This window comes from Streptomyces sp. SID14436 (assembly GCF_010548465.1).
Taxonomy (GTDB): Bacteria; Actinomycetota; Actinomycetes; order Streptomycetales; family Streptomycetaceae; genus Streptomyces.
In genome coordinates, this window is record NZ_JAAGMD010000048.1 from 1 (window position 1) to 11,830 (window position 11,830).

The 11,830-nt window shown below is 74.0% G+C and carries 9 protein-coding genes; 6 read left to right on the forward strand and 3 right to left on the reverse strand.

The window, feature by feature from the left end; translation table 11 throughout:
• Positions 1 to 1,084 (reverse strand): ferrochelatase (locus tag G3I53_RS01625; protein ID WP_164437957.1); only part of this gene is annotated, 1,084 nt, incomplete at its 3' end.
• A 147-nt stretch (positions 1,085 to 1,231) separates the two neighbouring features.
• On the opposite strand from G3I53_RS01625, the gene G3I53_RS01630 reads away from it, so the two are divergent.
• The 3 genes from G3I53_RS01630 to sepH all read left to right on the forward strand — a co-directional run bounded on the left by G3I53_RS01630 (position 1,232) and on the right by sepH (position 5,206).
• On the forward strand, positions 1,232 to 2,470 hold the full coding sequence (locus G3I53_RS01630) for an MFS transporter (protein ID WP_164333670.1): 1,239 nt from the start codon (positions 1,232 to 1,234) through the stop codon (positions 2,468 to 2,470).
• A complete protein-coding gene (locus tag G3I53_RS01635; RefSeq protein ID WP_164333671.1) occupies positions 2,430 to 3,749 on the forward strand; it encodes a D-arabinono-1,4-lactone oxidase in 1,320 nt (439 codons plus the stop codon). Before G3I53_RS01630 ends, G3I53_RS01635 begins: the two co-directional genes overlap by 41 nt.
• Before the next feature lie 407 nt (positions 3,750 to 4,156).
• A complete protein-coding gene (sepH, locus tag G3I53_RS01640) occupies positions 4,157 to 5,206 on the forward strand; it encodes a septation protein SepH (protein ID WP_164333672.1) in 1,050 nt (349 codons plus the stop codon).
• A 169-nt stretch (positions 5,207 to 5,375) separates the two neighbouring features.
• On the opposite strand, the gene G3I53_RS01645 is transcribed toward sepH, so the two are convergent.
• Positions 5,376 to 6,227 carry a sulfurtransferase gene (locus tag G3I53_RS01645; RefSeq protein WP_164437958.1) on the reverse strand — a complete coding sequence of 284 codons (852 nt, stop codon included), beginning with the start codon at positions 6,225 to 6,227 and terminating at the stop codon, positions 5,376 to 5,378.
• Positions 6,228 to 6,556: 329 nt separating this feature from the next.
• On the opposite strand from G3I53_RS01645, the gene G3I53_RS01650 reads away from it, so the two are divergent.
• Positions 6,557 to 7,357, forward strand: coding sequence for a VOC family protein (locus G3I53_RS01650; protein ID WP_164339074.1), 801 nt, complete (start codon positions 6,557 to 6,559; stop codon positions 7,355 to 7,357).
• A gap of 96 nt (positions 7,358 to 7,453) precedes the next feature.
• On the opposite strand, the gene G3I53_RS01655 is transcribed toward G3I53_RS01650, so the two are convergent.
• The gene (locus tag G3I53_RS01655) at positions 7,454 to 8,941 is read right to left on the reverse strand and encodes an MFS transporter (protein ID WP_164332472.1); all 1,488 of its coding nucleotides are present in this window, start codon (positions 8,939 to 8,941) and stop codon (positions 7,454 to 7,456) included.
• A 56-nt stretch (positions 8,942 to 8,997) separates the two neighbouring features.
• Between G3I53_RS01655 and G3I53_RS01660 the strand changes: the two genes are divergently transcribed.
• Together G3I53_RS01660 and G3I53_RS01665 are read left to right on the forward strand one after the other, a co-directional pair.
• Complete coding sequence (locus G3I53_RS01660; RefSeq protein ID WP_164332473.1) at positions 8,998 to 9,723, forward strand: TetR/AcrR family transcriptional regulator; 726 nt, start codon at positions 8,998 to 9,000, stop codon at positions 9,721 to 9,723.
• Between the two features lie 45 nt (positions 9,724 to 9,768).
• Positions 9,769 to 11,830 (forward strand): SDR family NAD(P)-dependent oxidoreductase (locus tag G3I53_RS01665; RefSeq protein ID WP_164437959.1); only part of this gene is annotated, 2,062 nt, incomplete at its 3' end.

The window sequence follows — 11,830 nt, forward strand, 5'->3', positions numbered from 1 at the left end:
CGCGGGCCGGGCAGCAGCCCACCGGGCACACGTCGTGGCTCGCGCCGAGCGCGCCCAGGACGCACGGCGCGACCTCCTGCCCCCGCTCGGTGGCGGCCCGCTCGGCGACCAGGTCGCGGATCGCGGCGGCGAACCGCGGGTCAGCGCCGACGGTGCACGAGCGCCGGACCGGCAGCCCGAGTTCGTCCGCCTTGGCGACGGCCTCCGTGTCGAGGTCGTAGATGACCTCCATGTGGTCGGAGACGAAGCCGATGGGGGCCATGACCACGGCCGGGACGCCGGCCGCGTGCCGCTCCTCGAGGTGGTCGCAGATGTCCGGTTCGAGCCAGGGGATGTGGGGGGCTCCGGAGCGTGACTGGTAGACGAGCTGCCACGGGTGGTCGACGCCGGTGCGTTCCCGGACGGCGTCGGCGATCAGCCGGGACACCTCCAGGTGCTGGCGGACGTAGGCGCCGCCGTCGCCGTGCTCGGAGACCGGGCCGGAGGTGTCCGCGGCGGCCGTGGGGATCGAGTGGGTGCAGAAGGCGATGTGCGCCCCGTCGCGGACCTCCTCGGGGAGGTCGGCGAGCGACTCGACGATGCCGTCGACCATGGGCTCCACGAAGCCCGGGTGGTTGAAGTAGTGCCGCAGCTTGTCCACCTTCGGCAGCTCCAGCCCCTCCGCCTCCAGGGTCGCGAGGGCCTCGGCGAGGTCCTCGCGGTACTGGCGGCAGCCCGAGTACGAGGCGTAGGCGCTGGTGGCCAGGACGAGGATGCGGCGGCGGCCGTCGCGGACCATCTCGCGCAGGGTGTCGGTCACGTAGGGCGCCCAGTTGCGGTTGCCCCAGTAGACCGGCAGCGCCAGGCCGTGGTCGGCGAAGTCCTTGCGCAGGGCGGCCAGCAGGTCCCGGTTCTGCTCGTTGATGGGGCTGACCCCGCCGAAGAGGAAGTAGTGCTCACCGACTTCCTTGAGACGTTCCTTGGGGATGCCGCGCCCGCGGGTGACGTTCTCCAGGAACGGCACCACGTCGTCCGGGCCTTCGGGGCCGCCGAAGGAGAGCAGGAGCAGGGCGTCGTAGGGGCTGGGATCGAGCACGTCAGGCATGCCCACGATCCTGCCACCGGAGCTGACGGGCGGGAAACGGAGGGCCGGGAGCGGCTCCGGAGACCGCCCTGGAGTGGTGCAACCGGGTGAACCGGGCGGTAAGCTGTGCTGGCTCGGACGGCGTCTTACTCATCCTCCGGAGACCCTGTGGCCAGCCCCTATCGCGCCCTGTTCGCCGCGCCCGGCACCAAGGGTTTCTCCGCCGCGGGCTTCATCGGCCGGATGCCGCTGTCGATGATGGGCATCGGCGTGGTGACGATGATCTCCCAGATCACCGGGCGCTACGGGCTGGCCGGCGCCCTGTCCGCGACGATCGCCCTGTCCGCGGCCGTGGCGGGCCCCCAGGTCTCCCGTCTGGTGGACCTGTACGGGCAGCGGCGGGTGCTGCGCCCGGCGACCACGCTGTCCCTCGCGGCGGCCGCCCTGCTGCTGTTCGCCGCCCACTACGGGTGGGCCGACTGGGTGCTGTACGTGGCCTGTGTCGGCATCGGCTGCGTGCCGAGCCTCGGGGCGATGATCCGGGCCCGCTGGGCGGCCCTGTACCGGGGGACCCCGCAGCTGCACACCGCCTACTCCTTCGAGTCGGTGGTGGACGAGGTCTGCTTCATCTTCGGACCCATCATCTCGATCGGCCTGTCCACGGCCTGGTTCCCCGAGGCCGGCCCGCTGCTCGCCGCCTGCTTCCTGGCGGTCGGTGTCTTCTGGCTGACCGCGCAGCGCGCCACCGAACCGGTCCCCCACCCGCGTGAGCGCAAGGGCGGCGGCACCGCCCTGCGGTCCGCCGGCCTGCAGGTCCTCGTCGCCACGTTCGCGGCCACGGGGGCGATCTTCGGCGCGGTGGACGTGGTCACCGTGGCCTTCGCGGAGGAGCGGGGACACAAGGCCGCCGCCAGCGTGGTGCTGTCCCTCTACGCGCTGGGCTCGTGCGTGGCCGGGCTCGTCTTCGGGCTGCTGCGCTTCGCGGGTCCGGCGGAACGCCGCTGGCTCCTGGGCGTCTGTGCCATGGCCGTGAGTATGATCCCCCTCCTACTGGTCGGGAACCTGCCGTTTCTGGCCGTGGCGCTGTTCGTTGCGGGTCTGGCCATCGCTCCCACGATGATCACGACCATGTCCCTCATCGAAGAGCACGTACCACGCGCGCAGCTCACCGAGGGCATGACCTGGGTGAGCACCGGGCTCGCGGTCGGGGTCGCACTCGGCTCCTCCGCGGCCGGCTGGGTGATCGACGCGGCCGGGGCGCGTGCCGGGTACGGGGTCTCGGCCGTGGCCGGGGCCGTCGCGGTCGTGGTCGGTTTCCTGGGGTACCGCCGGCTCAAGCGGCCGGCTCCGGGTCGGGGAGGCTCCGTTGGTCAGCACAGTGAGCGCGAAGAACGGCACATGGCGTAACTGGGGGGGCAACGTCACGGTGCGCCCCGCGCGGGAGGTCACGCCCGCCTCCGTGGACGAGCTGGCCGCGGCGGTGCGGCGGGCCGCCGAGGACGGCATGCCGGTCAAAGCGGTGGGCACGGGGCACTCGTTCACCTCCATAGCGGCCACCGACGGGCTGCTGGTGCGTCCCGGTCTGCTGACCGGGATCCGGGAGATCGACCGCGCGGCCGGGACCGTCACCGTCGAGGCGGGCACCCCGCTGAAGCGGCTCAACGTGGCGCTCGCGCGGGAGGGCCTGTCGCTGGCCAACATGGGCGACATCATGGAGCAGACGGTGTCCGGCGCGGTCAGCACGGGCACGCACGGCACGGGTCGCGACTCCGGTTCCATAGCCGCCCAGATCCGCGCGCTGGAACTGGTCACCGCCGACGGCTCGGTGCTCACCTGTTCCGAGAAGGAGAACCCGGACGTCTTCGCCGCCGCCCGGATCGGTCTGGGCGCCCTCGGCATCGTCACCGCGATCACCTTCGCGGTGGAGCCCCTCTTCCTGCTCACGGCGCGCGAGGAACCGATGCCGTTCGACCGCGTGCTCGCTGAGTTCGACGAACTCCACGCCGAGAACGAGCACTTCGAGTTCTACTGGTTCCCGCACACCGGCAGCACCACCACCAAGCGCAACAACCGCAGCGCGGGACCGGAGCGGCCGGTGCCGCCGCTCAAGGGGTGGTTCGAGGACGAGTTCCTCTCCAACGGCGTCTTCCAGGTGGCCAACTGGGTGGGCCGCGCGGCCCCGCCGGCCATTCCCGCGATCGCGCGGATCTCCAGCCGCGCCCTGTCCGCGCGGACCTACACCGACATTCCCTACAAGGTCTTCACCTCGCCGCGCCGGGTGCGTTTCGTGGAGATGGAGTACGCCGTTGCGCGCGAGGCGCTGCCCGACACCCTGCGTGAACTCAAAGCGATGGTGGACCGTTCACCATTGCGGGTGAGTTTTCCGGTCGAAGTGCGGACCGCTCCGGCCGACGACATCACGCTCTCCACGGCCTCCGACCGGGACAGTGCCTACATCGCCGTGCACATGTTCCGGGGCACGCCCCACCAGGCGTATTTCACCGCGGCCGAGCGCATCTTCACCGCTCACGAGGGCCGACCGCACTGGGGGAAGATCCACACCCGGGACGCCTCCCATCTCTCCGGCGTGTACCCGCGGTTCGGCGAGTTCACGGCGCTGCGGGACCGGCTCGACCCCGACCGGCGCTTCCGCAACGACTATCTCCGCAGGGTTCTGGGGGCCTGAGGCCCGTCCCGGGTTCCGTTTCCGGTGATTCCGTGAAGTTCCCCACGTTCAAGATCGCGGAAGTCGGGAAGGGGCGGCCAAGTACCATCCCTTGCGAGAAGTTGGGCGGCGCGCCCATCCACGCACGTGGCCCGAATGGAGTACTGTGGCGAGCCCTGGGTCCGGTCTCCCGTCAGGGTGCTCGGGACCTTCGCGGACCGCCGGGAGGGGGCTAGTTGCACAGGGTGACGCGATTGGTCACTGAGCGTTGCGAACAGGTAACCGTGCCATAACGGCGTTTCAGGCCCCGCGCCCGACACGCCGGGCAACTCGGCAAGGTTGTGGCAGGCTGCACCCGGGCAGGCCACACTCGACTAGCGGAAGCAGCGACGCAGGTGACGTCGGCAGGCACCACCCGGGAGGTCCCCATGCCCGAACTGCGTGTCGTGGCCGTCTCGAATGACGGCACACGGCTGGTGCTGAAGGCTGCGGACAGCACGGAGTACACGCTTCCGATCGACGAACGGCTCCGCGCCGCCGTGCGCGGCGACCGTCCCCGCCTCGGCCAGATCGAGATCGAGGTGGAGAGCCATCTCCGCCCCCGCGACATCCAGGCACGTATACGAGCCGGTGCGACCGCGGAAGAGGTCGCCCAGATGGCCGGCATCCCCGTGGACCGCGTCCGCCGTTTCGAGGGCCCGGTGCTGGCCGAGCGTGCCTTCATGGCCGAACGCGCCCGCAAGACCCCGGTCCGGCGGCCCGGGGAGAACTCCGGTCCGCCGCTGGGCGAGGCCGTGCAGGAGCGGCTGCTGCTGCGGGGCGCCGAGAAGGACACCGTGCAGTGGGACTCCTGGCGCCGCGACGACGGCACCTGGGAGGTCCTGCTGGTCTACCGGGTGGCGGGCGAACCGCACTCGGCGAGCTGGACGTACGACCCGCCGCGGCGGCTCGTCCAGGCCGTCGACGAGGAGGCGCGCTCGCTGATCGGCGAGTCCGACGACCTCGCCGCGCCCGAGCCCAGCTTCCCGTTCGTGCCGCGCATCGCCCGGCTGCCGCGCGACCGGCCGCTGGACCGCAGCGGCGACCGCGAACGGCCGAGCCTGCCCCCGGCCTCCGAACCGGCCGAGGAGACCACGGCCACGGCGTCGGCCGCCGGTGAACGGGACTCGCTGACCAGCCTGCTGGAAGCGGTGCCCAGCTTCCGGGGCGACCTGGTGGTGCCGGAGCGCACACCCGAGGCGGCTCCGGAGGAACCGGACAGCGAGCCCGAGGTGGAGGAACCGCCCGCGCCCGCCGCCTCGGCGGGGTCCGCGTACGCGGACGTGCTGATGCCGCGTTCGGTCGGCGCCCACCGGGACCGTCTCATCGGTGCCACCGACCGGCAGGCCGAGGCGGACGGTGTCCGTCCGGGGCGCCGCGCGGCGGTGCCGAGCTGGGACGAGATCGTGTTCGGCACGCGGCGGAAGAAGCAGGAGTAATCCGTTCGGGCCCTGTGGGCCACGGCCGGTTGACGAGCAGTGACGCACTCAGGGGCGCTCGCCGTGCGGCGAGCGCCCCTGGTGTGCTTCCGGTCCTGGCCGGCGTTTGCCGGGTCGAGGACTACTGCGGGTCCGGATTACTGCGGGTCCGGATTACTGCGGGTCGGGACTACTGCGGGTCCGGTCCGACCGCCACCGGCCGACGCGAGTCCGACGACCACTCCGACCACGAACCGACGTACAGCGCCGCCGGGATGCCCGCCACGGCCAGCGCCAGGACCTCGTGCGCCCCGGAGACACCGGAACCGCAGTACACGCCGACCGGCACCTCCGCCGTGACGCCCAGCTCCTTGAACCGCGCGCCCAGTTCCCCGGCGGGCAGGAAACGGCCGTCCGGTCCCACGTTCTGCGTGGTGGGGGCCGAGACCGCGCCCGGGATGTGTCCGGCCACCGGGTCGACGGGCTCCACCTCCCCGCGGTACCGCTCCCCCGCCCGCGCGTCCAGCAGCACCCCGGCACGCGCCAGCTCCGCCGCGCCGTCGGCGTCGAGCACCCCGGCCGCCGCCGGCACCGGCTCGAAGTCGCCCGGGGCCGGCCGGGGCACCGAGGTCTCCAACGGCCCGTCCCAGGACGGCAACCCGCCGTCCAGGACCCGCACGTCCGGGTGACCCGTCCAGCGCAGCAGCCACCACGCGCGGGCCGCTCCCCAGCCCAGCCCGCCGTCGTACACCACCACCGGCCGGTCCGCCGACACGCCCGCCCGGCGCATCGCCGCACCGAACTCGGCGAGGTCCGGCAGCGGGTGGCGGCCGCGGCCGCCCGGCGCGGACGCCAACTCCCGGTCCAGGTCCACGAACACGGCACCCGGGAGGTGCCCGTCGGCGTAGGCCGCCCGCCCGTCGAAGGGCGGCTCACCGGCCGCCGCGGCGGTGCTCAACTGCCAGCGCACGTCCAGCAGCACGGGGGGACGGGAGCCCTCGAGTTCGCTCGCGAGTTCGGATGCGGAGATGATGGCGTTCATGGTCACCATCCTCGCGCACGGGGTGGCCGACTCGCCCTCGTCCGGCTAATCTGCTCCGCCGGACAGGTCCGATCACCATGCGTACAGGATCGGGCACATGCTGTACAGCCGATCGCCACCCGCACGACAGCGCGCCGACAAGGATGACGGCCCGCACATCGGGCATCCTCCGGGACAGGGCGTCACACGGGACGCGCGTGAGTGCGCGGCGCCCGGGCCGGTGCGGGCCCGTCGGGACGGGAGACGTTCCGCGGAGCGGATGCGACACGACCCCGCGCCGGGGCCGAGATGAGCACGGCCGCCGCCGGGCGGCCGAGAAGAGAGTGACGATGACCGACGCACGGGGGACCGCCCGCCCGAACGGCGAGGGGCCCCGGCACACCCCCGGCACACCCTGCTGGGTGAGCCTGATGGTGCACGGACTGGAAGCGACCGAGGAGTTCTACGGGGCCCTGTTCGGCTGGGAGTTCCGGCCCGGACCCGAGCAGCTCGGCCCGTACGTGCGGGCGCTGCTCGACGGACGCGACGTGGCCGGCATCGGCCTGCTGCCGCCCGACCGCCGGCTGCCCATCGCCTGGACCCCGTACTTCGCCTCGGCCGACGCGGACCGGACCGCCGAGGTGATCCGCTCGTGCGGCGGCACGGTGGGCGTGGGCCCGCTGGACGCCGCCGACGCCGGGCGCCTGGCGATCGGCGTGGACCCGGCGGGGGCCGTGTTCGGCGTGTGGCAGGTGGCCGAGCCCTTCGGCACAGCGGTCACCGGCGTGCCGGGCACGCCCGCCTGGAACGAGCTGACGACCTTCGAGTCGGGCCACGTCGCCAAGTTCTACGAGACGGTGTTCGGCTACGACGAGGAGCCGGTGGTCTCCGCCGACCTCGACTACGTCACCCTCCAGCTGGACGGACGCCCGGTGGCCGGGGTCCACGGGGTCGGCAACGCCCTGCCCCGGGACCGGGGCCCGCACTGGCTGACGTACTTCACGGTGGCCGACGCCGACGACGCGGCCGACCACGTGGTGCACCTCGGCGGCCAGGTACTGAAGCCCGCCCGGGACAGCGCACACGGCCGCGTGGCGACGGTCGCGGACCCGGAGGGGGCCCGCTTCGCGCTGCTGCAGCCGGTGGACTGACCCTCGGGGCACCTCGGGCCGCCGCGCCGGCGGGTCGCGCGCCGTGAGGTCCGGGGCGCCCGGCGCTTCACGCCCCGTCAGGCGCCTCGGCCGCTCTCACGTGCCGTCCGTCGGTGCGGCCCCGCCCCGGGTGAGGCGCGCGTCGAGGCGGTAGCGGGACTGCACCGCCAGGGCGGCCGCCATGAGCAGGGCAGGCAGCACCGTGAAGCCCAGGAGGATGGCGGTGTGGGCGCCGCCGGACTGGGTGACCTCCTCGCCGGCCCGTGCCGCGGCGTACCCGCCGAGGCCGAGGGCCGCCGAGTACAGGTAGGGGCCGGCCGCGGCGCCCGTGGCCTCCGTCGCGGTCCACACGCCGGTGTAGGCGCCGGTCCGCTCGATCTCGGCGCCGCCCCCCGCCCGGACGGTGTCCGGGACCATCGCGAACGGGAAGAGCTGCAGGCCCGCGAAGCACGTGCCGAGCAGCAGCGTGCACAGCACCGGCACCGCGATCCCGGCGGCGTCGCCCGCGGCGAGTCCGAGCGCGCCGACGACGAAGAGGCCCTGGCAGACCAGCAGGCAGCGCTGCTTGCCCCAGCTCCGCGAGAGGCGGAACCACAGGGGGGTGGTGAGCAGGGCGGGGGCCACGAAGGCGGCCATCAGGACGGTGGTGAAGCCGGGGCGGCCCAGTTCGTGCCGCGCGTAGTACGGCAGGCCGGCCAGCACGAGGTGGGTCGTGGTGGAGACGAGGAAGTAGCAGGAGACCAGGACCCGGAAGGACGGGTTGGCGCGCAGCACGTCCCGGACCTGGCCCAGGGCCCGCCCGGGTGCCGTGCGCTCCGGGGCCGGGGTGTCCCGCGGGGGCCCGGCGGGCACGAGGGCGCGGACACCGCCGACGCCGACGGCCTGGAAGACGACGGTGAAGGCGCCCAGCGCCAGGGCCATGACCGCGTACCGGGCGACCGAGTCGCCCTCTCCCGCCAGGAGCGGGGCCAGCGCCCCGCCGACCAGGATGCCGACCGTGAGGACGACCATCCGGAAGGAGAGGACCCGGGTCCGGCCGTGGTAACCGACCGTCATGTCGGTGGGCGTGGACAGGTACGGCACCTGGTAGGCGGCGAACAGCGCGTTGGCGATGACGAACCAGCCGGCCACCCAGGCCGCCGCCGCCCACGGCCGCTCGGCCACGGGCCCGGGCACCGCGAACAGCGCGACGAACGCCGGGGCGAGCGCGCAGCCCGCCGTCAGCAGCCGCAGTCTGGTGCCCCGGCGGGCGCGCTCACGGTCGGAGAGGGAACCGACGAAGGGGTGCAGGACGATGTCGACGGCCTTCGGCACGAGCAGCGCCAGTCCGGCCAGCCACGGCGCCACGCCGAGGGTGTCGGTGAGGAAGTACAGGAGCAGCAGCCCGGGGACGGTCACGTAGACGCCCATGCCGGCCGAGCCGAGGGCGTAGCGCAGGAGGGCGGCGCGGGGCACCTCCGACCCGCCCCCGGTGTCGGTTCCGGTGTCGGTCCCGGCGGAGTCCGTCCCGGCGGAGTCCGTGCCGGCAGCGGGGGCCGCCCGGTGTCCGGGGGGTACGGCTTCGGACCCGGTGGCAGCGCTCATGAAATCCCCCAACTGCTTGATTGCGAGGTCTGCGGATCCTAGCCAGACTGGGCCGGATGAGGAAGAGCGGTCAGACACCCGATGAGCGGCCCGCCCGGCGCGGGCCGGGCAGGCCCCGGCGCGCGGAGCGGGACGGGCCCCCGACCCGAGAGCTGATCCTGAGGGAGGCCACGGCGTTGTTCGCCGCGCGGGGGGCGGAGGGGACCTCGCTGCGCGACATCGCGGCGCGGGTGGGCATCGACGTGTCGAGCCTGCACCACCACTTCCCGGCGAAGGACGCCCTGTACGACGCCTGTTTCGAGCGGGTGCACGAGGCGGAGCGGGCGGCGCTCGCCCCGCTGGTGGCGGATCTCGGGCAGGCCGCCGCGAAGGGGGGCCCGCCGCTGGCCGCGGCGCTCCGGGCGCTCGCCGACGGCTTCGTGGACTTCCTGGAGGAACACCCGCACACGACGTTCCTGTGGCTGCGCCGCTGGCTCGACCCGACGCGCGGCGGCGGCCTGGACCGCGCGTACGCGCTGCCGCTGTACGGGGAGGTCGAACGCGCCCTGCTGGAGGCGGCCCAGGCCGGGACGATCCGGGAGACGACGCCGCACGTCACGGTGCGCAGCCTGGTGTGGGCGGCGCACGGCCACGTCACGGCACTGGCCGCCGCCTCCCCCGCCGAACGCGAGCGCGAGCGGTACGAGTTCCGCCTGTGGGTGCGCAGATTCCTCGACGCGCTGTACGGTCCGCCGCCGGCCGGCGGGCCGGCGGGGTCTGGTGCCGGCGCCGGTCCGGAGTAATAATCCCTCGCACGTTGGATTAGGTCGGCGAAGGACGCGAGGGCGATGGGCGCGGAGCGGGGCACGGCGGGGCCGGGACGGGTGGCCGTCGTCGGGGGCGGGGTCGCGGGCATCACGGCGGTCAAGGCCCTCCTGGAGGCGGGCGTCGAGGTGTTCGGCGTGGAGCGCGCCGCCGAACTGGGCGGTCTGTGGCGGTTCTCCGGGGACACCGCCGCCTACGAGGGGCTGCGGCTCAACACGTCGAAGCCGCGCACCGAGTTCAGCGACCACGCGATGCCCGCCGACTGGCCTGACTACCCCTCGCGCTCCCAGCTCCTGTCGTACGTGCGGGAGTACGCGGAGCGCTTCGGCGTCCCGCGGCACTACCGCATGAACACCGAACTCGTCGCCGCCCGGCGCACCGGAGAAGGCTGGCTGCTCGAACTGGACGGCCCCGACGGCAGATTCGAGGAGACCGTCGCGCATCTGGTGGTCGCGAACGGGCACAACCACACCCCGCGCCTGCCCGAGCCGCCGTACCCCGGCACCTTCGCGGGCACGTCCTCGCACGCCCACGCGTACCGCGAGCCCACCGCGTTCGCCGGCCGCCGGGTGCTCGTCGTCGGCACCGGCAACAGCGCGATGGACATCGCCACCGAGCTGGCCGGGCACGCGGGCGAGGTGCTGCTGTCGGCCCGGCGCGGCGTGTGGGTGCTGCCCAAGCGGCTGCTGGGCCGCCCCACCGACCAGTGGAACGGCGCGCTCGCGGCCGTCCTGCCGTGGCGGCTGCGCCAGCAGGTCTCCCAGGCGATGCTGCGGCTGGCGGCCCGGGGGCAGGACGGGCCGGCGCTGCCCCCGTCGCCGGAGGGTGTGCTCCAGGACCATCCGACGCTGAGCGACACGGTCCCGGCCCTGGTGGCGGCCGGGCGGATCGGCGTACGGGCGGGCATCGAGCGCTTCGACGGACACCGGGTGCGCTTCACCGACGGGCGCGAGGACGAGGTGGACCACGTCCTGTGGTGCACCGGGTACCGGGCGACCGTCCCCTTCCTCGACCCGGAGCTGGTGCCGGATCCGGCGCGGCTGCCCCTGTACCGGCACGTGTTCCCGCTCGACGAGCCCGCGCTGTCCTTCGTCGGCCTCATGCAGTCCACGGGATCGGCCCTGCCGGTCGTCGAGGCGCAGGGCAGACTGCTCGCCGCCCACCTGTCCGGACGGCTGCGCCGGCCGCACCGGGACCGGATGCTGGCCGAGGTCGCCTCGGAACTCCAGGCGGCGCGGGAACGGTGGGGTGCGAAGCGCCCGCACATGCGCATCGACGTGGACCGCTACCTCCGCCAGGTGAGCCGGGACCTGACGGCCGGCCGGCGCACGGCACCCCGGATGGACGGGCGCAGGGTGCTGGTGACGGGCGCGTCGGGAACCTTCGGCCGGGCGCTCGGCGAGCGGTTCACCGCACTCGGCGCACGGGTCGTCGGGCTGGACCTGGTGGCGGACGGGACGGCACCGGTGCCCGTGGTGGGCTGCGACCTCACCGACCCCGAGTCGGTGACCAAGGCGGTCGACGAGGCGGTCCGGCTGCTCGGCGGGGGCGTGGACGTGCTGGTCAACAACGCGGGCCGGGGCGGACCGGCGCCCGCGGAACTGCGGCCCTCAAACGAGGTGCACCAGCAGATCCGGCTCAACCTCCTCGGCGCCTGGGAGGTGACGGCCGCCGCGCTGCCGCACCTCGAACGCGCCCGGGGCCGCGTGGTGTTCATCGCCTCGCGGATGGCGCTGCTGCCGTTGCCGCTGGCCGCCGCCTACGGCGTCTCCAAGCGGGCGCTCGCCGCGTACGCGGACACGTTGCGGCTGGAGGTGGGCACGCACGTCGGCGTGACGACCGTCTACCCGAGCATGGTGCGCAGCCCGATCCACGACAGCACGCGTGAGGCGGGCCTCTCCCTGGACGGGGTGTCCCGGCCGGAGCCCCTGGACGGGGTGGTGGCCGCGGTGGTCTCCGCGGTCACGGCCCGCCGCGCCCCGCGCGACGTGGCGACGACCCGCCGCGGCCGGACGGAGATGGCGCTCGCCCGGCACGTGCCGGCGCTGGCCGACCGGATCGTGCGCCGGACCGTCGCCTCCCGCC

Excerpts from the sequence above, each read along its gene's own strand:
- sepH (WP_164333672.1), top strand. The coding sequence starts at position 4,157 with ATGCCCGAACTGCGTGTCGTGGCCGTCTCGAATGACGGCACACGGCTG.
- G3I53_RS01645 (WP_164437958.1), bottom strand. The coding sequence starts at position 6,227 with ATGAACGCCATCATCTCCGCATCCGAACTCGCGAGCGAACTCGAGGGC.
- G3I53_RS01650 (WP_164339074.1), top strand. The coding sequence starts at position 6,557 with ATGACCGACGCACGGGGGACCGCCCGCCCGAACGGCGAGGGGCCCCGG.
- G3I53_RS01655 (WP_164332472.1), bottom strand. The coding sequence starts at position 8,941 with ATGAGCGCTGCCACCGGGTCCGAAGCCGTACCCCCCGGACACCGGGCG.
- G3I53_RS01660 (WP_164332473.1), top strand. The coding sequence starts at position 8,998 with ATGAGGAAGAGCGGTCAGACACCCGATGAGCGGCCCGCCCGGCGCGGG.